Genomic DNA, 22,229 nt, shown 5'->3' with positions numbered 1-22,229 from the left:
GGTGACCGGTCGGCCCGAAGGTTGAACACATCGGTAGTTGGCCTCCGCTCCGCGCTCATCCCGCGTGGGGCGGAGGCCCATGCCTGGCGTCGGTCAGGTTCGGCACGTGTCGCCGAGAACCTGCGCTGTACCGGTCGGTCGGGGTATGGACGACGTAGACGGCAGGGATGTTCACGCCGTTGCGCGGTCGAGGTCCGGTTTCGTGTCGGGAGGTTCGGGTTTCTCGGCTGCCGGTACGTTGCCGGACGGTACGTCCGCCTTGCCTTTGGCGGCCTGGATCTGCTCGTAGACGTGGGTACGCAGGCTGGTGAAGCGGGGGTCGGCCCGGGTGTGCAGCTGGTCGCGGGTATCCGGCAAATCAATAGTGAGTTGTTCCTGTATCACTGTCGGCGAAGAGGAGAGGATCAGCACCCGCTGGCCGAGGTAGACCGCCTCGTCGATGTCGTGGGTGACGAACAGGACCGTCACCCGTAGCTTGTGCCACAGGTCGCGGATCAGGTCCTCCAGGTCCGCACGGGTCTGCGCGTCCACCGCGGCGAACGGCTCGTCCATCAACAGTACGCTGGGCTCGTACGCGACGGCCCGAGCGATCGCGACGCGCTGCTGCATGCCACCGGAGAGCTGCCATGGGTATGCGCGGTGCGCGTCAGCGAGCCCAACCGCAGCCAGCGCCTCGCGCACCAGTTCCCGCCGACGAGCCTGTGGCAACTTCTTCTGCCGCAGCGGCAGCTCCACATTTTCGTACACCCTGTGCCAGGGAAACAAGCTGCGGCCATACTCCTGAAAGACCACGGCCATGCCCGGCGGTGGTCCGGTCACCGGACGACCGTCTACCAGGACCTCACCTGAGGTGGGCGCCAGTAGCCCGGCGATACATTTGAGCAGGGTCGTCTTGCCGCAGCCGGAGGGGCCGACCAGGCAGACCAGTTCACCGGCGTCAAGCGAGAAGGTGAGGTCGCGTACCGCCTCCACCCGGCGTTCGCGTCCCTCGTAGACCTTCCGCAATCCTCGAACCTCAAGCATGCGTGTCCCTTCCTGGCGATGCTCGTGCCGGCACCCGCCGTTCACGACGATCGTTGCGTGCGCCGTAGCCCGTGGTACCAGGCCAGTGCTCGTGCTTCGACTGCCCGGAAGACGAGGGAGAGGGCGAAGCCGAGCAGACCCAGCAGCAGGATGCCGCTCCACATCGATGGGATGGCGAAGCTGCGCTGGAACTGCACGACGGCGAACCCGAGACCGTTGCTGGCCGCGAACATCTCGCTGATCACCATCAGAATGATGCCGATGGACAACGCTTGCCGGGCACCGGCAAAGATCTGCGGGCTCGCCGAGCGCAGCACCAGATGGCGCAGCCGGCTGATGCCCCGGATGCCGTACGAACGGGCTGTCTCGGCCAACACACCGTCCACGGCACGGACCCCCTCCACCGTGTTCAGCAGGATCGGCCAGACGCAGCCGGAGACGATGACCAACACCTTCATTCCGTCACCGATCCCGGCGAAGATCATGATCACGGGTACCAGCACCGGTGGCGGAATAGCCCGGAGGAACTCCAGCACCGGTTCGGCCGCCGCTCGTACGCGCCGGTAGGAGCCGATCACGATGCCCACGCTCACGCCGAGCACCAGCGCGGCCAGGTAGCCCGCGGCAAGCCGGGCCACGCTGGGCAGCACGTCGTCGAGGAATCGCTGCCCCGTCCACACCTCGCCAAAGGTGCCCAGAATTGTACGCAACGGCGGGAAGTAGAAGTTCGCGCTGTTCAGGGTGGCCATCCACCATGCGGTGAAGAGCACCGCCGGCAGAGCGATGACCAGTCCGGCCTGACGGAGAACCCGGATCACGAGATCACCTCTCCACGGACGGACTGGTGCCAGGAGAGCACACGCCGTTCCGCCAGCCGCGCACCCGTATTGATCAGTACACCGAGCAGGCCGGTCACGACCACCAGTGCGTACATCGCCGGGACCGCGTTGGAGGTCTGCGCGATAGCGATCCGGCTACCAAGCCCCGGCGAGCCAATGATCAATTCGGCGGTGATGGCCAGCACCAGCGCCACCGCCGCAGCCAACCGCACGCCGGTCATCACGTACGGCAGCGCGGTCGGCCACAACACGTGGCGGATCCGCGCCCAGCGTTTGAACCCGTATGACCGGGCGGTCTCGTCCGCCACCGGATCGACATCCTGAACGCCATAGAGCACCTGGACGAGCACCTGCCAGAACGCGGCGTAGACCACGAGCAGCAGCGTCGAACGCAGGTCGGAGCCGTACAGCAGCACCACCAGCGGGATCAGGGCCACCGAAGGGATCGGACGGAAGAACTCGATCGAGGAGGCCGTGATCTCGCGTAGGTGCGGCACCACCGCGATGAGAATGCCCACCACGATGCCCGCCGCGGTGGCGATCGCCAGGCCGGCGATCCAGCTGGTCAGGGTGTCAGCGACGGCGGTCCAGAACGCCGGCTCGGCGAACTCGACAGCGAGCGCCTCCGCGATCCGGCTGGTGGGTGGCAGGTAGGCAGCCGGCACCATACCGACCCGAGGCAGCAGTTCGATCAACCCGAAAAAGATGGCCAGCCCGGCCAGCCCGTAGCCGACCGTCGCACCAGGCCAGCGGCGGCGCGCCGGACCGGCACCCATGCCGGCGGCCATGGCGCCGGGGGCGGGCACGGCCGTGGCCGTCCCGCCCCCGGGGGAGTCGGACCTCGTCATGAGAACAGCTTGTCCAGGTCGGGTGCGGAGGTGAAGAGTCCGTCCTGCTGACCGAGTCGCGCCAGCACTTCCAGCGACTCCCGGTTGTAGTCGGCCGGCCACTTCGGCAGCGTCAGCTCCGCCACTGTGGCCTCGTCAATCTGGGTGTAGGTCCCGATGATCCGACGAACCTCGTCCGGATTGGCGTCTGCGTATGCCAGCGACTCCCGCATGGCCTCGACGAACCGCTCGACCAGGCCTGGGTCCTCCTGAAGTAGCTTGTCCGAGGTGAAGTACAAGGCCACGGTGAGATCCGGTGCCACGTCGACGAAGTTGGACGCGACGACCCGACCACCACCGGCCTTGACTACGGACAGCGATGGCTCGACTACCCAGGCTGCGTCCACCTGGCCAGCGTCCAGCGCCGCCGGCATCTGCGGGAAGCCGATCTCGACGAACTGCACCGCGGCCGGATCCCCGCCGTCCTTGCGGACGGACTCGCGGACCGAGGTGTCCCCGATGTTCTTGAGCGTGTTGACCGCGACCTTCTTGCCGGCGAGGTCCTTGGCGGACTGGATCACGCTGTCGCCTCGGACCACGATCGCGCCGAAGTCGGCGCCAGCCTGACCGGTTGAGGCCACCCCGTTGACCACGGCCTTGATCGGGACGTTCTCGGTCTGGGCGACCATCAGTGATGTCACGTTGCTGAAGCCGAACTGGAGCTGCCCCCCGAGCACCCCAGGAACGATCGCCGCGCCACCCTGCCCGGTCTCCAGGGTCAGATCAATGTCCCGGTCGCTGAAGAAACCCTTCTCCTTGCCGAGGTAGATAGGCGCCACGTCGACGATTGGAATGACCCCGACCGTGACGCTGGCTGGACCACCGTTGCCTGCCGTACCGTCCGACGGATTCGAAGACCCGCATCCTGCGACCGCGACCACGAGGGCCGTGGCGGCCGCGAGCCCGGTGATGAGACGACGCATGAACCCCTCCTAGCTGAGCCAAGCCCTCGTGCTTAATACGCACGATCGTTCTCAGGGAGAACGTACGGGCCGCCTCATGTCTGGTCAACGGCTCATGTCGAACTCGTTACAGGTACCTATGCAGTGGCGATCTCGGTTGGTAGGTGCGGGTTTGACGGCCGTCAGCGACTCGCCATACTGTCGCGATCCGGCGAGCTGCTGTTCACATGGCGCACGCGGGTCGTCGAGTGCGGGCAACTCGCCGGCTCGCGTGACGCCGTCGGATGGCTGCCGCAAGGGGGCAGCGGAAGCGCGCCGTCGAGCGTGGCGGTGCGGCACTCCGACTTCGCCGAACCGAGCAACAGGACAGCATGGAGGACCATCGATGGGCGGGCGTTCCCGCGAGCCTTACTTCGTGCAGTCCCTGGAGCGCGGACTGGCGGTCATCCGCGCCTTCGACGCCACACATTCCGAGTTGACGCTGAGTGAGGTCGCCCGCGTCTGCGACATCACCCGGGCCACCGCTCGACGTTTCCTGCTCACCCTGACCGACCTCGGTTACGTGCACACCGACGGCCGGATGTTCCGGCTCAGCCCGAGGATCCTGGAACTCGGCTATTCGTACCTGTCCAGCGTCGGCCTGCCGGAAATCGCCCAGCCGCACCTGGAGCGCCTGGTCCACGAGGTGCACGAATCATCCTCGGTCTGCGTGCTCGACGGTGACGACATCGCCTACGTCGCCCGTGTCCCGACCAGCCGGATCATGACCGTATCGATCACGGTCGGCACCCGGTTCCCGGCCTACCTGACGTCGGTCGGCCGGGTCCTGCTAGCCCACCTACCAGAGCAGGAGATCGAACTCCACCTCAAGCGCATCCCATTCGAGCGGCCCACATCCCGCGCCGTATCCTCGGCGGCGATGCTCCGTACCGAACTGGCACGGGTACGCGCCCAGGGTTACGCCATCGTCGACCAGGAACTGGAGGAAGGACTGCGCTCCGTCGCGGCACCGATCCGCGACCACAACGGCACCGTCGTCGCCGCGGTCAACATTCCGGTCCACGCCAGTCGCAACTCGATCAAATCGATCCGACGTGACCTCATCCCGCCGCTGGTGGCATCGGCCTCTCGCATCGAGGCCGACCTCCGTCTCCTACCCTCGCGTGCCGGCGGCACAGGCCCCAGACACCTACCACCCAACGCATCGTGACACCGCCGCACCGGCCCGCACCACTGCCCCGATGGCCCCGGCCGCTGCTCATCGCCGGAATTGTTCTCGCCGCCCTCAACCTGCGGCCGGCCCTGGTCAATGTCGCACCGCTACTCGACCAGATCATGGCCGAGTTTCGGCTGACCCCGACCGCAGGTGGCCTGCTCACCACCACCATGGTCGTCTGTCTGGGAATCGTCGCGCCGCTCGCCGCGCCGATGGTGCACCGACTGGGTATGGAGCGCACCGTGCTGGCCGGCCTGGCTGTGCTCGCCGGGGGGATCCTGCTCCGCAGCGCCGGCGGTCCCGTGGTGCTGTACCTGGGCGCAGCGCTCGCCGGGTCCGGCATCGCGATCCTCAACGTGCTGATGCCGCCGCTGTTGCGACGGCACTTCGCCGACCGAGTAGGTCTGCTCACCGGGATCTACGTCGCGGTGCTAGTGCTCGGCGCCGCACTCGCCGGCGGCCTCACCGTGCCACTACAGCAGGCCACCAACACCGGTTGGCGGCTGACCGCCGCAGCAGTCGCACTGCTCGTCGCACCGGCACTGCTGGTCTGGCTGCCGCTGACGCGCGCTCGGCACGTCGAGCCGCGTGGCCCTCGTCCGTTCCGGACCCTGCTCCGGACACCGATCACCTGGTACGTCACCGGCTTCATGGGGCTGCAATCGCTCACGTTCTACACAGCACTCGCCTGGCTGCCAGCGATCTACACCGATGCCGGACTCGCCCCCGCCCAGGCCGGGTATCTGCTCGGTCTGGCGAACCTGACACAGATCACCACCGCCCTCACCCTGCCAGCCCTCGCAGCGCGAGCCCGCACCCAGTCCGGACACGTGGCGTGGGCGGCCGTACTCACCATCGCCGGCTACCTCGGGATGCTCCTCGCCCCGGGCTCGACGAGCTGGCTCTGGGCGGTACTGCTTGGCCTCGGTCAGGGGGCCTCGATCGCGCTGGCCCTGCTCCTTATTGCTCTACGCGCACCCGAGGCCGGCTTGATCACCGCGTTTTCCGCCATCGCTCAATTTCTCGGCTACATTCTAGCGGCGAGTGGACCGGTGCTCGTCGGCGCGCTGTACCAGGCGTCCGGCGGATGGACCGTCCCACTCGGGTCCGTCCTGGTGCTCCTGATGGCGCAGCTCGTGGTCGGACTGCGCGCCAGCCGACCCGCCACCCAGACCATCGATCGCGCAAACACCGGCACCCGGCCCCTCACCTCGCGACCGGACGACCACGATCACGGCCCCAACTGACGCGAACGAGCACCAGCGGTTGTCGGCGGGCCCCCGTCGGACTCCTGGACCCGGCCGCAGTCGGCAACAGCCTGCGCCCGGGAGGGTCCCCAACCTGGACGAAGATCATGGTCAAGCGGCGGCGCAAGACGCTCGTCGTCTGCGCCGACTGCCACCACAAGATCTACTCTGGGAACTGGGCCGCACTCACCCAGTGATCACCGGAAGCCGGACGCTCGGAAACGGGCCCGTCCGGTTCGGGAGGAGGACGTTGCAGAAGGACCGACCCCGGCAACCACCTCATCAACGCCCACCTCACCACCCCGGGCCGACTTGATCCCCTTCTTCAGAAGGCCGGTCTCGTCGACGATCAGCACTCCGTCGTCGTGGCCGAGATGTTCCGCCACGTAGGCGAGCAGGTCATCACGAACAGATCCGACTTCCACGCGGACCTGTTGAGCAGCCGCCGCATCCGGTTCGGCGTGAATCTCCGGCCGCCTCGGCCAAGGTCCAGCCGTTCTTGCTCGCCAGCGGCGGCAGCAACCCGACCATGTCTGTCAACGCCTGCCGACGCGGTTCCGTCCGCCCGAAACGGTGCGCGAAACGCGCCAACAGATCATCCAATCCTGCCCGCCTGCCGAACGACCACAACAGACAGACGGCGCGGCCCCGCAACCTATCCGTCTCGTACGTAGCAACGACATCCGCAGCTATGCGACCGACAGGACTCGGATATCAACCATGCCGATGACCTGCCGAAACCGAAGTTCACGCAAGTGCGGCTGAAGTACTAAGCCCTGACAATCGGCCCATTCCGGCGTGACCGAAAGTGGCCGCCCTTACGGCAATCCGCGGGGCGTCGAGGGAAACTCGGCGAGCCGAAACTCTGCGCGCAGAACCGGTCCCCTGTGCCCTCACTGCTGACCAGTGCTGTGGTCGGTAGGTTGACTGCGCAGGCCGTACGCCTCGATCGACGCTGCGGCGAGCGAGGCAAGTGAGTCCTGCCTTGTGGGTGGGTTGTGTGCGCACCGCAGGCGTTTCCACCGACCCGACGACCGCGGCCAGCAATGCGTAGAGCCGGTCGCAACACGCCGGCCAGAAGATCAAGTCGTGTCGGAGCTGAAAAGTGGGACTTTTGTCGCGAAAAGCTACATAGCGCCCACGTTGGACGTTCCTTAAGTGGACAGGCTGAGAGGGAAGCTACGCTAACTCAAGTCAGAAGGCCAGTATGGAGGAACAGTTGATCAACTCCGCCCGCGCGCCTTACTACGTGCAATCCCTGGAACGTGGACTGGCAGTCATTCGGGTCTTCGATGCCGCGAATCCCGAGTTGACACTCAGTGAGGTCGCTCACGCCGCCGGTATGACCCGGGCTTCCGCGCGCCGCTTCCTGCTTACTTTCGTAGCCCTAGGATACGTTCAAACCGACGGTAGGCGATTCCGGCTCACTCCTCGAATTCTGGACCTGGGCTACGCATATATGTCCAACGTTGGCTTGTCCGACCTATCCCAGCCGCACCTCGAATGGCTCGTCAAAGAAGTGCGTGAATCGTCCTCTGTATGCGTGTTGGATGGCGATGACATCGTGTACATTGCCCGCGTCCCAACGACGCGGATCATGACCGTGTCGATCAGCGTGGGCACCCGGTTTCCGGCCTACCTGACGTCCGTGGGGCGGGTTCTGCTCGCCCACCTTCCCGAGCAAGAGATCGCGCTGCATCTTCAACGCGCACCCTATGACAGGCCGACCTCTCATACGATCGCCTCGGCAACGATGCTCCACCAAGAGCTGAACCGGATCCGGAGCCAGGGCTACGCCATCGTTGACCAAGAGTTGGAGGAAGGACTGCGATCCGTCGCGGCACCGATCCGTAACCACAGTGGTGACGTCATCGCGGCGATCAACATACCGGTACACGCTGGCCGCAATACCGTGAGCTCGATCCGGCGCGATCTCGTCCCACCGCTGTTGGCAGCCGCCTCCCGCATCGAGGCTGACCTCCGACTGCTGCCTCGGCAGCCGAGCGGGGAGTAGAGTCAGTGGGTGGTCTTAGGTTGCTGAGGCCATGGTCAGCACAGGTAACCCGCTCAGAGGCAGTTCGAAGGCTCTGCCCTGGGCACCAACCTGCGCCCGCACCTCGGTCCGGGGGAGACGCTACTGCTCTCGGTGGCTGCTGGACGGGGAGCTACTGGTCGCAGAAGCTAACCCGCTAGTCCTCTCCGACGGGCTGTTCTACGAGTCGTAGATGCGGGTCATCCTCGACCATGGCACCCGGACCAATGGGGCGGCCCGGATGACGGTCAGCGGCGCCAGCCGCGCCATGATCATCTCCCCGGCGGAATCTGACCGTACGCAATCCAGCCTCGCCACGGCCAGCATCGCCGACATCTTCACCGGGTGCGGGCCGCCTGAGGGCCTGTCTCGGCGTGTTGAGTGAACGGCACGGACGTCCTGGCACCGGTGCCAAGCGCTTGCGGCGACCGATCCCGCCGGGCATGTGGCTGCAGCCGACCGGCACGTGCGTGGGTGCTGGCCCACCCGGAGGTGGGCCGGCGCTCGGGCTGCCGCCCAGTCAGTCACGCCACGTCCGACGCGCGTACCAGCGACTCCCGGCCGAGGCCACAGATCCGTTGCCAACCGCGTCAGCCAGTCGACGGGGTGGGGCCCCGGGCAGGAGGGGTGCCCGTGAACTTGTCTCTGTCGTGTCAGGCGATGCTGCAGGTCGCTCCGTTGAGCGTGAACTGCGTCGGTCTTCCGGTGTCGCCGGTGTGCGTGGCTTGGAAACCGAGGCTTACCGAGGTTCCGGCCGCAATGGTGCCGTTGTAGCTGACGTTGCGGGCCGTCACCGCACCGCTGGCCGGCGAGAAGGTCGCGTTCCAGCCCGACGTGATGGTCTGTCCGCCCGGCAGGGTGAACGCCAGTGACCAGCCGTTGATTGGGGCGCCACCGGTGTTGGTGATGGTGATGGCGGTGGTCAGGCCGGTATTCCAAGCGTTGATGGAGTACCCGACCTGGCAGGCTGCCGAGCCGGGGGGAGTGCTGGGCGACGGGGATGGCGTACCCGTCGGCGGGCTGGTGGGCGATGGGCTGCCGGTCGGCGGCGCCGAACCGAACTGGGTGAAGAAGCGCCAGGTCTCGGCGGGCAGCCACTGCGAGCCGTCGCGGTCCGTCGGGGTGGGCGTGTGTCCGCCGTCGAACGTGTGCCAGGCAACCGGACGCCCGGCCACGCACCCGGAATAGGTGAAGCTCGTATGGGTCCCGCTGCCTGCCGTCGTCTCGGGCGGGTTCGCGGCGGTGCAACCGTTGCTCGCGACAAATCTGTTGCGCATTGTGCGTGCGCCGGAGATCGGGAGCACGGTGTCACTGACGCCATGCACCTGCATGTACGCGATGGGTTGAGTGCCTCCGTTGCACTCGCTGATCAAGCCGCCGTTATAGACGGCGACCGCCCGGAACATGTCTGGCCGGGCGCATGCGAGTGCGTAGCTCATGCCGCCGCCATAGCTGAACCCCAGCGAGAATCGCTGCGACGTGTCAATGCAGAGATCTGCCTCGACCGTTCGGATGATGTTGTCGATGAAGGTCACGTCCTGGCCGCCAGTGTTGGGCCAGCCGGTGAGCCCTCCGCTGGTGAGGCCCTGCGGGGCGACGAAGATTGTGCTGTTGTTGGCCAGCGCCTGGAGTCCGTAGAAGGGCTGGATCATGTTGCCGTTGGCGACGTCGCTGGCGCTTCCGCCCAGCCAGTGGATGCCGAAGATCAGGCGGTGGGGTTTGGTGTTGTTGTAGTTGGCGGGCAGCCGCAGGATGTAGCTACGTTGCGTCTCGCCTACCTGCAACGAGTGGTTTCCGTTAGTCAAGGTCGGCGTCCGGCCGCAGCCGGCACTTGCTGCGGCGATGATGACGTCCGCCGCCGCCGGCACCATCTGCGCGCCGGCCACCGCACTGACGGCGTAGGCGAGCGTCATCGCGACAACAGCCGCAGCCCACCGCTGGCGGCGGCCCTTACCTTCTCGCATTGAGGTACCTCCGTTCTCTGTCGTGTGGCTTTCCGGCTTCGGGACGCACCGGCGGTCGATGCCGCTTCTGTACTCGCGGCCGGGATGCGTGCGCACACATGACCACCGTGCTGGGGCGGCTACCTGGGTGTGGTGCTGGCTGCCGCCGGTTCTGGCGGAGCGGAGCCCCACCTCCTTCCGGAATAAATTGACGTCGACGAATGAGTATGGTCACAATCGAGCCATGAACGCAATGGGAACTCCTGTTCGCATGGTGAACAAACGCTGGTTGTCGGTCAATCTCTGCGGAGCGCGGGAGGAGGACGGCTGCTTGTTGGCCTGCACCGCCGGCTAGCACCAGCAGGCCGGGCGATCTCCCGGTACTGACCTCGACAAGCCACCACCACACGCCTATGCGCGACCACCACACCGCTCAGGTCCTCAAAGGAAGGCACAGATATGATCGGCGAACCGACAGGGGTGCACCCACACTCGACGTCAGGGCAGCTGCGGCGATCTCGATTCCTCCCGGCCGTCGTGGCGCTGCTCGTCGCCGCCGTAACTGGCGTGGCGGCGATGACATTGACTAACGCGGTCACGCCGCTGGGCGCATCACCCGCCCAGGCGGCACCCTGCACTGCAACGATGACGCCCGGCACGGTCTGGGGAGACCGGTACAACACCTCGGTGACGGTCAGCGGCGCCAGCAACTGGACCGTGGTTGTCGCGGTCAACGCACCGCAGTCGATCACCACCACCTGGAGCGGCAGCGCCAGTCTGAGCAACAACAACACCGTGCTGACGATGCGCTTCAACGGCAGCGGCAACACGTTCGGTTTCACCACGATGATGAACGGCAACTCGGGCGCCCGGCCGCAGATCAGGTCGTGCGAGGGCGACGGCACCGGTCCGACGCCCACCCCGACGGCGACCCGCCCGCCATCCGGCGGTGCGAACACGATGGGCTTCATTGGCTGCTCTATGGCCGAGAACGTCGCACAGGGCTACCGTGCTGTCGGGGGCCAGCGTATGTGGGGTCCCTACGGCACCGGCGGTGCGGTCGTGCAGTCCTGGACCAACACCAACTCTGCCTCCTGGCAGAGCTTCGACCGGCAGGCTGCGCAGTATGGCCGGCCCACGACCGTCTGGATTCAGATCTGCATCTTCTCCCAGAACGGCGCCACCTACAACGAGGTGCGGCAACTCATCGCCAACGCCCGCCAGCACGCGGCGCCCGGCGCGAACATTCTTATCTCCGGCCAGCCGCTCTACGACCAGGGTCAGACGTGCTTCCTGGCCGGCTCCGGTGGACCGGAACTCACCGACAGTCTCGCCCGCCAAGCCGCCGCCGACGCCAGCCAGAACGTGACCTATGTCGGCGTCTTCCGGCTGCGGCCAAATGAGGTCTCCGACGGCTGCCACGCCAACTCTGCAGGCCAGCAGTCGCTGGGCCGCCAGGCAATGGGCTACTGGGGCTGACGGCCCAGATCGGCTGTCCGGATCACCCGCCAAGGCACCGGTGAACAGTGGGCGGCATCTTCTCCGCGCTGCGGATCAGCGCAGCGAAGATGCCGCCCACTCCTGCGGTGATGTTTCCCGATCTCGCTGGCAGAAGTTCAATCCGCTTGTGATCCCGGAGCTTAGCAGTCCGTAGGGGTATCTATCTGTCCAGCTAGTTACCCCTGCGGATCTCAGTCGATAGTGCTCGATAGCGCCGGATGCTAGGCCGTCCGGGCTCACGCCGGGATCACTGGTGGCTTTAGTGCAAAGCCGTAACTTGGTAGGGGCGAAGAGGGTGCCGAGCCGGCTCGGCTTCTGCCAACTCTGCCTTATAAGTTGCCCACGCCAGGCAGCGGCGACGCTCCGCCGGCGTGACCTCATCGCCCCCACCAGGGATCGCAACGTGTTAGAGCAGCGTGCCCCACTCCGCGAGCAGTGGCCGGTCCTTATCGCCCCTACAGGGATCGCAACTCGGGGAGCCCCGGGTTGATGTTCCTCGGGTCTCTCGGAGCCGTGTTGGTTGGCGTCAGGCTGCGGATAGGGCGATCGGGTGGAGCTTCTCATACTCGATCGGGGTGAGCATGCCCAGTGAGCTGTGGCGGCGTTGTCGGTTGTGGAAGATCTCCAGGTACTCGAAGATCGCGTTGGCCAGTTCGATGCGGGTGCGCCACTTCCGGCGGTTGAGTAGTTCGGTTTGCATGCGGCCCCAGAACGACTCGATCATGCCGTTGTCGTGGCAGTCGCCGATGGATCCCATTGAGGGTGCCAGGCCGGCTTCCTGGACTCGGCGGGTGAAGGCCCATGAGGTGAACTGCACTCCGTGGTCGGAGTGGATCACGGTGCCGGACGGTTGGCGGTTGCTGATGGCCATGCTCAGGGCGTTGGTCACCAGCGTGGTTGTCTGCGTGGCGTCGATGGACCAGCCGACGACTTTGCGGGAGAAGGTGTCCAGCACGACCGCGCAGTACACCTTGCCCTCGCGGGTCGGGTGCTCGGTGATGTCGGTGACCCACAACTGGTTCGGCGACGATCTGGCGAAGTCGCGGTTGACCAGATCACTGGCAGTCGGCGTCTGGTGCTTCGGCCGGGGACGGCGACTGCCGGGCAGGCCGTGGATGCCGGCACGGCGCATCAGCATCTCCACCGCGTGATAGCCCACCACGAGTCCGCGGCCCATCCGCAGTTCGGCGTGCACCCGGCGGGAACCGTACGTGCCGCGGGATGCCGCATGCACCGCGCGAATCTGTTCGGTCAACCACGCGTGACGCAGCGCCCGCTGCGATGGTGGTCGGTTGCGCCAGGCGTAGTATCCCGACGCCGAGACCACGAGCACGCGGCAGCAGATCTCAACGGGGAGTCCCTCAGCGGCCATCCGGTGGATGACCGCGTACCGGTCTTTTGGGGGCACCACCTCCTTGAGCAGTTCAGCCGCGCGGCGATGCACCGCCAACTCAGTCTCCAACTCGGCGATACGCCGTCGAGCCGCGACCAGCTCAACCTGGTCGGCAGAGGTGACACCCGGCATCTGGCCGGTGTCGATCAGCTCCTGGCGGCGCCAGTTGTAGATCGTCTGATCGCTGATCTCCAAGTCCCGGACCAACTCCGCGACAGACCGGCCGGCCTTGAGCAGATCGAGGACCTTGCGACGAAACTTGGGTGGATATCTCCTCGGCACGTCTCTCCTCAACGAGCGACGAGCCTGACGAGTCAACCAACCCGACTCCACCGAACCCGGGGAACATCAGGTTCTCCACAGAACCCGGGGCGGTTCAAGTCGACACCTGTCGCCTGCATGTGGCTGGCCTTGTGCCAGACCAGCCACGGCGGCGAGTCAGTGGGTCGCTCCCATGGTTCTCGCTAGCCGACAGTCGTGTACGCGATGCACGGGGGGCGTTGGCGCGTTCGCTGCCGACACCTACCGGCAGGCCCTGCCCGAGTTGGCGTTCAGAGCGGTTTGAAGCCACCACTCGTTTGGTGTCTCTTCGTGCCGAAGCTGCACACTCGGGCTCACCTAAGGTAAGCCTTAATCGAAGAACATCATTCGATAAGGTCGCGCGAGTCGGGAGAAACCGCAGGTCAGCTCCATCTAACGCGGCGCGCCCGGCAGGATTCGAACCTGCGGCCTTGGGATTAGAAGTTGAACCCGAACCGTGATCCCGGGTGCTTAGCAGTCCGCAGGGGTATCTATCTGTCCAGCTAGACGCCCCTGCGGATCCTCCTCCATGGTGCTTGGTGGTGCCGAATACCGGACCCTCTGGGCTCAGATCGGGCTCACACCCACCCAGCCGGAGCAACAACCATCTCCGTTGGGAGGACGTTCCGCGGACACGATTGAAGTCGCAGAGTGGAACACCCCGTGGGGAGGACCAGCGACCGGGCCAGTTGTCCCATCGGAGCACCCCCCACGTGCGTGGGAAGGACGCGATGAGCTGAGTAATGGGGTCCAGTGGACCCGGAGCACCCCCACCTGCGTGGGGAGGACGCGGAAGATGCTCATCGGACGTTGGCCTCCTGCGGAGCACCCCCACGTGTGTGGGGAGGACCGCACCCCAGCTATTCAAGCCGCCGCGGTGAGGGTCGGCGGGGGAACCAGACGATCAGTTTACGACCGCGTCAGGTCAGCGGGATCTGCCGCATCGTGGTTCGGGTGGCGGCGTAGATGAAGGGTGGCGGCTCGGCGAGGCAGCGCTCGATATCGCGCCAGCGGCTCATCACGACCTCCAACTGGCCGAAGACGCTGCCCGCGTCGGCGGCTGTCAGGGCGACCATCCTGGCCCGGTGCTCTCGCACAGCCGTGATCTCCAGTCGGTGTTCCTGAATGTGACGGTCCCGGGTGATGATCAGCCATCCCCTGCTGGCGACCTGCGGGATCCACTCCGAGTCCTTCACGGCGGGTGAGGCGATGGGGCACGGCGGGCGTTGGCGTTTGTGGATGACCGTGCCGGGGTCGCCGGGGTAGGTGACGTCGGATCGGAGTCCGGCGAGGAGGCGGGCGAGGCCGAGGAGGTCGGCGTCGATGTAGAACCGGACCTCGGCAGGCTTGATCCTGCTCACGCCGCGCGTTGGGAGTTCTCGTACGCCAGCGCCCACCGCACGTCGGGCACGTCGAGTTGGTACGTCTCGGCGATCTCCTCGACGTCCAACCCTGCTTCGTCCTGCTCCCAGAGCACTTCGGTGCTGATTCCCTTGATCGAGGGCCGACCGAACCGGACATCCGGCAGGATCCGCACCGGTGACTGCGGGTTGGGATCCGGGCGCCAGCCCGCCGCGATGTCGCCGTCCCAGGTGACCCGCTCGACGAACGCCGCCGACGGAGGAGTGAGCAGCAACTGGTTACCAACTGCGGCCACGAGGCAGTATTCCGGGTCGAGACCGGCCTCCGCCTGGGCCTGCAGCACAAGTTTCTTGCCGGCGACGTAGGGTCGCCGGTCGGCGAGTGGGTAGGGCACGCCGAACTGCTCGCGGAGCAGGTCGATGAACGCGCGCAACTCGACCATCGGCACCCGGTGCGTACGTCGGTATTCCCGCAACAGCCCGGCCTCGACGAACTCGGCCCACGTGACCGAACGGGCGCCGCGCGGCTCCGTGCGCAGCACAGGTTTGTGTCGGCGCCCCTTACGCTCGTCCCCTTCGAGCCAGTAGTGCAGCGTCGACTGCGCCACCCGCAGCAGCCGGGCAGCCTCCGCCTCCGAGAAGACCTCACGCTCCAGGACGCTCACCACATGGCCAGTCTCCCACGCGTCGACTTTCCGTGGGTCATGACAGGCGGCCCTCGTGCGGTGCGTTCATGTCCGGGTCGGCAAGCCCGCCGGAAGTCAGTACAAGACCGCGCAGCCGCAGCACGGCGTGGCAGTGGAGCTGGGTGACGGCACCCTTGTGGTTACCCTGGGCACCGAGGAATCGCGCCCCGGCGCGATCGCGCTTGACAAGGACGGCAAGGAGATTGCCCGCAGTGAGGAGTGCACCGGCGTTCACGGCGAGGCTGTCGCGCAGGGGGATGTTGTCAGGCTCGGTTGCAAGGACGGGGTGCTGGTGTTCAAGAACGGTGCCTTCGTCAAGGTGAAAAGCGAGCGGGCGTACGGTGCCGTCGCCACCCAGGTCGGCAGCGGCGCCTCGCCCGTTCTGCTCGGCGATTACAAGATCGACTCGGATGCCGAGCGGGAGTTTCCCGAGCAGTTTGCGCTCATCGACACCGCCGCCAACTCGCTGAAAGTGGTGCCGATGCCCGAGGGCGTCAGCTACAGCTTCCGCTCGCTGGGCCGAGGTCCGCGGGGTGAGGGACTGATCGTCGGTACCGACGGCAAGATGCACGTCGTGGACCCCGCCGCCGGCGAGATCACCAACGCCTGGCCCGTGGTCGCTGCCTGGAAGGAGCCGATGAACTGGCAGGAGCCGCGTCCGGCCCTGTTCGTCCGCGACGACGCCGCATACATCACCGAGCCCGCCACCAAGCAGGTGCACCGACTCGACCTTGCCACCGGCAAGGTGGTCGGCTCGGTGGAACTGCCCGCGATTCCGAACGAGATCAGGGGAACGCTGTCGGCACACTGAGCAACACGGACGCAGGGGCCCGGACTGGGGGAACGCGGTTCGGGCCCTCGCCGACCCCGGCGGGCGACTGTCCAACCCAAGCGGTGGTGCGGATCAGGGTGCCAGCGCCTGCCGCATTGCCGCAGGCGGCAAGTCCGCGACCCCCGAAACCCCCGGGTGAACGGCTGCGAGACGACTTGTTCCGGAGGCCCCGTACGCGGCGAGGATTCAGTGAGGTGCCGGTCGAGGTTCTCGCGGGCTCGGTCGTAGCGCATGGTGGTTCGCGGGTCGGCGTGGCGGGCGGCGATCTGCACGTCGCGGAGGCTGAGGCCGGCGTCGAGCATGGTCATCGAACGTGTGGCGCAGTATGCGCGGGTAACGGAAGCCCTGGTGTGGGGTCGTCCCAGGCCGAGTCCAGGCGACACCTCACACGTTCATGAGCAGCAGCATCGCTCCCATGCCGGCGGCCATGACGGAGTAGCTGAGCGAGTGCAGCCGGTGGCGGGACTTCGTCGTGGCGCGGTACAGCCACCACAGGGCGGTGGCGGCGGCGAGTGCCACGAAGGCGATGTTGACCGTGTCCGCCCATGCCGGTGTCGGCGCGGGTACTCCGCCGGAGGCGCCGCCGCCGTGGGAGTGTCCGGAGCCTACGCCGCCGGTTCCCATCTCGGACATGAGTGTGGGCATGGCCGCGAGCATCCAGATCATCGCCACGTCCATCCCGGCATGGCTGAACAGATCGGCGCGGTCCGCTGCGTGCCGGGTCCGTCGGTAGGCGGGTAGCAGCGCGAGGGCGAGGATCGCGAAGACCGCGATCTGTGCCCAGGCGACCGCGCCCTCCACCATCACCCACACCATGAGGATCATCGCCGCGCTCATCGCGCCGTGGTTGATGCCGATCAGCTCCTCGTCGGAGAAGGGCTGGTCACGGGAGACCGCCCGGCGGCGGATGACGAGATCGGCGACGCAGACGAGACCGGTAAGTAAAAAGACAACCGTCAATACGGGAACCCATGGGGCCTCAAGCACGACTACAACTTAGACCATGTGACCCGGGCGACCGGCGACCCTTGAAAGGGCCCACCTCGATGACCGTCTCAGAGACCGAAGCGCCGCCTCCCGCGGAGATGCCGGCGCCCGCCGCGAGAGTCCGCAGGACGAACTGGTTCGCCGCGTTCTGGCGCTGGCACTTCTACGGGTCGCTCATCGTCATTCCGGTGCTCTTCGCCCTCTCCGTCACCGGCATGATCTACATGTTCCGCGACGACGTGGACTCCCTCACGCATCCTGGGGTGCTGAAGGTTTCCGTGGTCGAGGGCGCCCAGCGGGCCGCCTTGTCCGCCCAGGAGGCGGCGGTTCGCGCCGAGTTCCCGGATCGTTCGATCCTGTCCGTCCAGGACGGCATCGGCGACCGGGCCACCCTGTTCGTCGCCGCCCAGGAGGACGGCAGCACCACGAACGTCTACGTGAACCCCTACACCTCCGAGGTCACCGGTGCGCTCAGCCAGGACCAGCTCGTCTCCACCTGGGCGGAGCGCATCCACGGTGACCTGCTCATCGGCGACGGTGGCGTAGGAGACCGGATCGTCGAGCTCGGCGCCTCGTGGGGGATCGTGCTGACGATCACCGGTTTCATCATCTTCTTCCTCGGCCGGAAGGCCCGCAGCGGCGCCCAGGCCAAGGGCAGACGCGGTGCCCGGGTCCGTGGCTGGCACGCCATCGTCGGGCTCCCCGTCGGGCTCGGCGTCCTGCTGCTCGTCGTCTCCGGCCTGCCGTGGACCGGCTTCTGGGGCGCCAAAGCGTCGGAACTCGCGGCGCACGGCAACATCTCGCTCTGGGGTGAGGATCCCGGTGCCGAGTCCACCATCCGGCAGCAGATCGAGAACAGCGACGGCCAGTCGGCGCCCGCCGGCTGGGCCTCCGGCAACGCGCCGCAGGGCACCAGCACCGGCGCCGGCACACCGATCTCGATCGACAGGGCCGTCGCTACGGCGCAGGCACAGGGCGCTCCCGGGCCGTACCTGATCATGTATCCCGAAGGCGAAAAAGGCGTGTTCAGCGTGATGAGCAGCCAGTGGTACAACGTCGGCAACCCCGCCGAGTCCGACGTCACCCAGGAGACAACGGTCCACGTCGACCAGTACAGCGGCGAGAAGGTCGGCCAGTACAGCTATGCCGACTACAGCGCCATGGCCAAGGTCGTGTCCCACGGGATCGCCCTGCACGAGGGACGGCGTCTCGGCGTCGCGAACGAGATCCTGTCCACGCTGTTCTGCCTCGCCGTGATCTTCATGTGCGTCACCGGGCCGATGATGTGGTGGACCCGCCGCGGCACTGCCTCCGGGCTGGCCGCTCCCCGCGCGAAACTCCCGATCTGGGGCAACTGGCTCCTGCTCGCCGCGATGGCCGTCCTCGGCGTGTTCCTGCCCCTGTTCGGTCTGTCGCTGCTGGTGATCCTCGCGCTGGACCAACTCCTGATTCGCCGGGTGCCGGCACTCAGGAGTTTCTTCGGCACGGTGTGAACCTCGGCGACGGCCGGGGCGACGTGGCCGTCGCGCCGACCGAGGAAGGAATTCGGTCGTGCGGCGGCCCACGAGATCGCCGCCTTGGCGATGCCGCGTGATCGGCGTGGTCCTGCCGGTCTCCACCCCTGCCGGTTTCACGCTCATTGGTGCAGGTGTGCGCGCTGCCCCTCGCGGTCGAAGACCATGACCAGCTCGGCCGGCTCGTCGAGCGCTGTCATCGAGTGGGGCGTCATCGTCGAGAACTCGGCTGCCTCGCCCTTTTCGACCTCGATTTGCCGTTCGCCGAGCCACAGCAGCACTCTGCCTTCGAGCACCAGGAACCAGTCGTAGCCCGGATGGACCCGCTGGGTCGGCATCGTCGCCTCGGGCTCCAACCGGACCTTCATCGCCATGGTGCGCCCGTCGACGCGGTTCAGCGGCCACGTGGTGCGCGAGCCCGAACGGTGCTGCACGGGACGGATCACCACGTCCTCGTCGCTGGTTGCCTCGAAAAGGACGTCGAGGCTGACCTGTAGCGCGTTGGCCAAGGGCACGAGCACGTCGAGGCTGAGCGTCCGATTGCCCGTCTCGACCCGGCTTATCGTCGACGGGCTGAGGTTGGTGCGTTCGGCGAGCTGGTCCAGGGAGTAGCCGAGCGTGGTGCGGATGCTTCGTAGCCGGGTGCGCGCCAGCCGCTCTACGTCGCTGCGGTCGTTCATTTCTCCAGCATGAGGATGTCTTGCGAATCTCGCAAGCCGCCTTTCAGAAGCCGCCAGGTGTTCCTACGCTTGGCCGATGACAGATCATGCCCACGGGGCCTCCGACCACACACCGCACCAGAGCATCGTCCGCCGGTGCGACGTCGCCGTCATCGGAGGATCGGCGGCGGGTCTGGCGGCCGCGCTGCAGCTCGCTCGTCAGCGGCGCTCGGTCATCGTCGTCGACGACGGCACGCCGCGGAACGCGCCGGCCGCGCACATGCACGGCTACCTCGGGCGCGAGGGCACCCCGCCCGAGGCGATGCGGGCCATCGGGCGCGAGGAGGTCCGTAGCTATGGTGGCAGCGTCCTGACCGGCCGCGTCCTGGCGGTCCGAAAGGAGGACGACGGGTTCCACCTCGCACTCTCGGGCGGCCATGGTCTCGTCGCCCGCCGGGTACTGGCCGCGACCGGCATCGTCGATGAGCTTCCCGACATCGAGGGCCTCGCCGAGCGGTGGGGCCGCCAGGTGATCAACTGTCCTTTCTGCCATGGCTGGGAGGTCCGCGACCTGCGGGTCGTGCAGATCGTCACGACGCCGCTCGGGCTGCACCCGACCCAGCTGATGCGGCACCTGACCGACCAGTTGACCGTGGTGCTGCATGACGCCACGGGGATCGACCCGGCCGCGGTGCAGACCCTCGTCGCCTCCGGGGTCCCGGTCGTCGAGAGTGCGGTGCGCCGGCTAGCCGACGCCGACCCGGACGGGTCACTCGCCGTCGAGCTCGCCGACGGCCGCAGCCTGCCGGCCGACGCGATCCTCACCGGCGCCCGGTTCCGCCCTCGGGTCGAGATGCTCGCCGGGCTGGGTATCGACACCACGGCCCACCCCAGCGGACTCGGCGACCTGGTCGCGGTCGACGCCACCGGACGTACCAGCGTGGCGGGCGTCTTCGCCGCCGGGAACCTGACGGACCCGAGCGCCCAGGTCCTACAGGCCGCGGCGAACGGTAGCTGGATCGGCGCTCAGATCGCCTTCAGCCTCGCGGCCGAGGACACCACGGCGGGTGCTCGTCCGTCCGGCGTCGCGATCGAGTGGGACAGCCGCTACGGGGATCAGGAACGCGTGTGGAGCGCCAACCCGAACGGCACCCTCGTGGCGGAGGCGACGGACCTGCCCGCAGGGCGGGCGCTCGACGTGGGCGCGGGTGAAGGAGCCGACGCCCTGTGGCTGGCCGAACGAGGCTGGCAGGTGACCGCCTCCGACGTCTCCAGCAGGGCACTGGACCGCATCCGGGCCGAAGCGGACCGTCGCGGACTCGACGTTCGTACGCTGCACCGCGACGCCAACGACCCCGCCGCCTTCGCAGGCGAGACCTACGACCTGGTGTCCCTGCAGTACGGCTCGTTCCAGCGCACCCCCGAGCAGCGCGGACTGCGTAACCTGCTCGACGCCGTGGCCGTCGGTGGGACGCTGCTCGTCGTCGGCCACGACCTGACGCCGCTCCAGCAGCCGTCGGATCCCGCCGAGCAGACCCGCATGTACGACCCCCAGGCGTACGTCGGCATCGACGAGATCGCCGCCGAGATCACGGCCTCGGGTAACTGGCGCGTCGAGGTGAACGAAACCCGGTCGCGCCCCCCGGGAGCGATCAGCACACACCACGTCAACGACGTCGTACTGCGCGCCGTCCGACTGGACCACCGCAAGGAGTTGTAAGGCCACGCCGAAGGGGTCAGCCGGCGGCCAGTCGTAGTCCGAGCGCGACGAACGCGACGGCGCAGACCTGGTTGACGCGCCGTGACCAGCGGCCGTCAGTTGTCCGTCGGGCGAGGCGTCCGGCGCCCGTGCCGAGGGCGATGTCGACGGTGACCTGCACTTGTATGAAAACGGCGCCGAACAGAGCCAGTTGTGCGGTGGGGGTCACGCGAGGGCTGCCGTGGAGAGTCCGAGCATCTCAGGACTCCTCGGTGCCGTCGAGCAGGGCACGGCGCAGGGTCAGCCGGTGTTCGCGGCGGATCTGTGCCTCGCGGTAGCGGCGCCGGTCGCCGTCGGTCTGGGGTAGCAGCGGCGGCACCGGGCGGGGGTGGCCGTCGTCGTCGACGGCGACCATGACGAGGTGGGCGGTGGCCACGTCGGTCGGTGGTACGGCGCGGTCCCACCGGTCGGCGGTGACCTTGACGGTGACCTCCATGGAGCTGCGGCCGGCCCAGGTGATGCGGGCGTCGACGTGTACGACGTCGCCGACGCGGACCGCGCGGAGGAAAGCGGTCTCGTCGATGGCGGCGGTGACGGCCGGGCCGTCGGAGTGTCGGGCGGCGACCACTCCGGCGACGGAGTCGATGAGGTTGAGGATCCGGCCGCCGTGGACCGTGCCCATCAGGTTGGTGTGGTGCTGGTCCATGATCTGCGACAGGGTCAGGTGGGAGGCCGACGGTGGTCGGCCGGCGAGAGTGGTCGTGTCGTGCACGTGGCGTCCGTTCTCGGGGAACAAGCCACCGACCCGTCGGCGCGCACGTCGAGGAACACGCCGTTGCGGCGCGTCACCCGCCCGACCCGCCCGCGAGGTCGACGGCAGCGCACACACCTTGTGTCCGCAGCGCGGGCAGGTCTTCGGACTCGTGGGCGGTGCCGGACCCGTCCGGTCTCCTACTGGCCGTCGCTTCCCAGGCCGGGGGGCCCAGTGCGTGGTGACGGCTGTCGTTCCCACTCACCGCTGCGGGGCAGTCCCGGATTCTCACCGGGTTCCCTCTTACGACGCCCCACCAGCAACGGCCGGGCGAACCAGCGCCGTCGGTCACCCTATCCCGACCCGGCCGCTCAGCGGGGCGGCCTGGTGCTCGCTGTGAGCTGTCTCCCTCGGCGGTCCACCTGTGCCGGTGGCCGGTTCAGCGGGAGCGGGATGTG

At 67.3% G+C, this 22,229-nt stretch carries 21 protein-coding genes and 1 riboswitch; of the genes, 9 read left to right on the top strand and 12 right to left on the bottom strand.

Annotated elements, in window-relative coordinates:
- Positions 1-171: 171 nt before the first annotated feature.
- Genes FF096_RS20870 through FF096_RS20855 form a run of 4 tightly spaced genes read right to left on the bottom strand, consistent with a single transcriptional unit; the run spans position 172 to position 3,672 of the window.
- On the bottom strand, positions 172-1,023 hold the full coding sequence (locus FF096_RS20870; RefSeq protein ID WP_155221000.1) for an ABC transporter ATP-binding protein: 852 nt from the start codon (positions 1,021-1,023) through the stop codon (positions 172-174).
- Positions 1,024-1,064: 41 nt separating this feature from the next.
- Positions 1,065-1,841 carry an ABC transporter permease subunit gene (locus FF096_RS20865; protein WP_309223685.1) on the bottom strand — a complete coding sequence of 259 codons (777 nt, stop codon included), beginning with the start codon at positions 1,839-1,841 and terminating at the stop codon, positions 1,065-1,067.
- The gene (locus tag FF096_RS20860) at positions 1,838-2,710 is read right to left on the bottom strand and encodes an ABC transporter permease (RefSeq protein ID WP_230462806.1); all 873 of its coding nucleotides are present in this window, start codon (positions 2,708-2,710) and stop codon (positions 1,838-1,840) included. The genes FF096_RS20865 and FF096_RS20860 overlap by 4 nt, the downstream gene beginning before the upstream one ends.
- Positions 2,707-3,672, bottom strand: coding sequence for an ABC transporter substrate-binding protein (locus tag FF096_RS20855; protein ID WP_155220998.1), 966 nt, complete (start codon positions 3,670-3,672; stop codon positions 2,707-2,709). The genes FF096_RS20860 and FF096_RS20855 overlap by 4 nt, the downstream gene beginning before the upstream one ends.
- 364 nt (positions 3,673-4,036) lie before the next feature.
- Here FF096_RS20855 and FF096_RS20850 point away from each other — a divergent pair, with 364 nt between their 5' ends.
- The 5 genes from FF096_RS20850 to FF096_RS20835 all read left to right on the top strand — a co-directional run bounded on the left by FF096_RS20850 (position 4,037) and on the right by FF096_RS20835 (position 8,531).
- The gene (locus FF096_RS20850; RefSeq protein ID WP_155220996.1) at positions 4,037-4,861 is read left to right on the top strand and encodes an IclR family transcriptional regulator C-terminal domain-containing protein; all 825 of its coding nucleotides are present in this window, start codon (positions 4,037-4,039) and stop codon (positions 4,859-4,861) included.
- Positions 4,858-6,114, top strand: coding sequence for an MFS transporter (locus tag FF096_RS20845; protein ID WP_309223684.1), 1,257 nt, complete (start codon positions 4,858-4,860; stop codon positions 6,112-6,114). The genes FF096_RS20850 and FF096_RS20845 overlap by 4 nt, the downstream gene beginning before the upstream one ends.
- Positions 6,111-6,311 carry a hypothetical protein gene (locus tag FF096_RS27540; RefSeq protein WP_375335367.1) on the top strand — a complete coding sequence of 67 codons (201 nt, stop codon included), beginning with the start codon at positions 6,111-6,113 and terminating at the stop codon, positions 6,309-6,311. Before FF096_RS20845 ends, FF096_RS27540 begins: the two co-directional genes overlap by 4 nt.
- A gap of 1,010 nt (positions 6,312-7,321) precedes the next feature.
- The gene (locus tag FF096_RS20840; protein WP_155220994.1) at positions 7,322-8,128 is read left to right on the top strand and encodes an IclR family transcriptional regulator C-terminal domain-containing protein; all 807 of its coding nucleotides are present in this window, start codon (positions 7,322-7,324) and stop codon (positions 8,126-8,128) included.
- Positions 8,129-8,339: 211 nt separating this feature from the next.
- Positions 8,340-8,531: a hypothetical protein gene (locus FF096_RS20835; protein WP_155220992.1), complete on the top strand. Its 192-nt coding sequence runs from the start codon at positions 8,340-8,342 to the stop codon at positions 8,529-8,531.
- A gap of 268 nt (positions 8,532-8,799) precedes the next feature.
- Here the strand turns inward: FF096_RS20835 and FF096_RS20830 are convergent, their stop codons facing one another.
- Positions 8,800-10,110 (bottom strand): cellulose binding domain-containing protein, encoded by a 1,311-nt coding sequence (locus FF096_RS20830; RefSeq protein WP_230462805.1) that lies wholly within the window; start codon positions 10,108-10,110, stop codon positions 8,800-8,802.
- A 438-nt stretch (positions 10,111-10,548) separates the two neighbouring features.
- On the opposite strand from FF096_RS20830, the gene FF096_RS26800 reads away from it, so the two are divergent.
- Positions 10,549-11,568, top strand: a complete 1,020-nt coding sequence (locus FF096_RS26800) for a hypothetical protein (RefSeq protein WP_230462804.1) — start codon at positions 10,549-10,551, stop codon at positions 11,566-11,568.
- 547 nt (positions 11,569-12,115) lie between these two features.
- On the opposite strand, the gene FF096_RS20820 is transcribed toward FF096_RS26800, so the two are convergent.
- The 3 genes from FF096_RS20820 to FF096_RS20810 form a co-directional block, all read right to left on the bottom strand.
- Positions 12,116-13,264, bottom strand: coding sequence for an IS3 family transposase (locus FF096_RS20820; protein WP_309223683.1), 1,149 nt, complete (start codon positions 13,262-13,264; stop codon positions 12,116-12,118).
- A 938-nt stretch (positions 13,265-14,202) separates the two neighbouring features.
- Positions 14,203-14,643: a hypothetical protein gene (locus FF096_RS20815; protein ID WP_155220988.1), complete on the bottom strand. Its 441-nt coding sequence runs from the start codon at positions 14,641-14,643 to the stop codon at positions 14,203-14,205.
- A complete protein-coding gene (locus FF096_RS20810; RefSeq protein ID WP_155220985.1) occupies positions 14,640-15,311 on the bottom strand; it encodes a DUF433 domain-containing protein in 672 nt (223 codons plus the stop codon). Before FF096_RS20810 ends, FF096_RS20815 begins: the two co-directional genes overlap by 4 nt.
- Positions 15,312-15,435: 124 nt before the next feature.
- On the opposite strand from FF096_RS20810, the gene FF096_RS20805 reads away from it, so the two are divergent.
- Complete coding sequence (locus FF096_RS20805) at positions 15,436-16,140, top strand: hypothetical protein (protein ID WP_230462816.1); 705 nt, start codon at positions 15,436-15,438, stop codon at positions 16,138-16,140.
- A gap of 405 nt (positions 16,141-16,545) precedes the next feature.
- On the opposite strand, the gene FF096_RS20795 is transcribed toward FF096_RS20805, so the two are convergent.
- A complete protein-coding gene (locus FF096_RS20795) occupies positions 16,546-17,121 on the bottom strand; it encodes a DUF5134 domain-containing protein (protein WP_155220983.1) in 576 nt (191 codons plus the stop codon).
- Between the two features lie 86 nt (positions 17,122-17,207).
- On the opposite strand from FF096_RS20795, the gene FF096_RS20790 reads away from it, so the two are divergent.
- Positions 17,208-18,641 carry a PepSY domain-containing protein gene (locus tag FF096_RS20790; protein WP_196222593.1) on the top strand — a complete coding sequence of 478 codons (1,434 nt, stop codon included), beginning with the start codon at positions 17,208-17,210 and terminating at the stop codon, positions 18,639-18,641.
- Between the two features lie 143 nt (positions 18,642-18,784).
- Here the strand turns inward: FF096_RS20790 and FF096_RS20785 are convergent, their stop codons facing one another.
- Positions 18,785-19,342, bottom strand: coding sequence for a helix-turn-helix domain-containing protein (locus FF096_RS20785; protein ID WP_155220979.1), 558 nt, complete (start codon positions 19,340-19,342; stop codon positions 18,785-18,787).
- Positions 19,343-19,418: 76 nt separating this feature from the next.
- Here FF096_RS20785 and FF096_RS20780 point away from each other — a divergent pair, with 76 nt between their 5' ends.
- Complete coding sequence (locus tag FF096_RS20780; RefSeq protein ID WP_155220977.1) at positions 19,419-21,041, top strand: bifunctional NAD(P)/FAD-dependent oxidoreductase/class I SAM-dependent methyltransferase; 1,623 nt, start codon at positions 19,419-19,421, stop codon at positions 21,039-21,041.
- 16 nt (positions 21,042-21,057) lie between these two features.
- Here FF096_RS20780 and FF096_RS20775 read toward each other — a convergent pair whose 3' ends face one another.
- Both FF096_RS20775 and FF096_RS20770 read right to left on the bottom strand, forming a co-directional pair.
- Positions 21,058-21,249 (bottom strand): LysE family transporter, encoded by a 192-nt coding sequence (locus FF096_RS20775; RefSeq protein WP_309223682.1) that lies wholly within the window; start codon positions 21,247-21,249, stop codon positions 21,058-21,060.
- A 30-nt stretch (positions 21,250-21,279) separates the two neighbouring features.
- Positions 21,280-21,792: an acyl-CoA thioesterase gene (locus FF096_RS20770; RefSeq protein ID WP_309223681.1), complete on the bottom strand. Its 513-nt coding sequence runs from the start codon at positions 21,790-21,792 to the stop codon at positions 21,280-21,282.
- Positions 21,793-21,908: 116 nt separating this feature from the next.
- Positions 21,909-22,107, bottom strand: a riboswitch (cobalamin riboswitch).
- Positions 22,108-22,229: the final 122 nt, after the last annotated feature.

The sequence above is a fragment of the Micromonospora sp. CP22 genome, assembly GCF_009712475.1.
Lineage (GTDB): Bacteria > Actinomycetota > Actinomycetes > Mycobacteriales > Micromonosporaceae > Micromonospora.
Note: the sequence above shows the minus strand (reverse complement) of the source record. Positions and strands in the feature narration are given on the sequence as shown.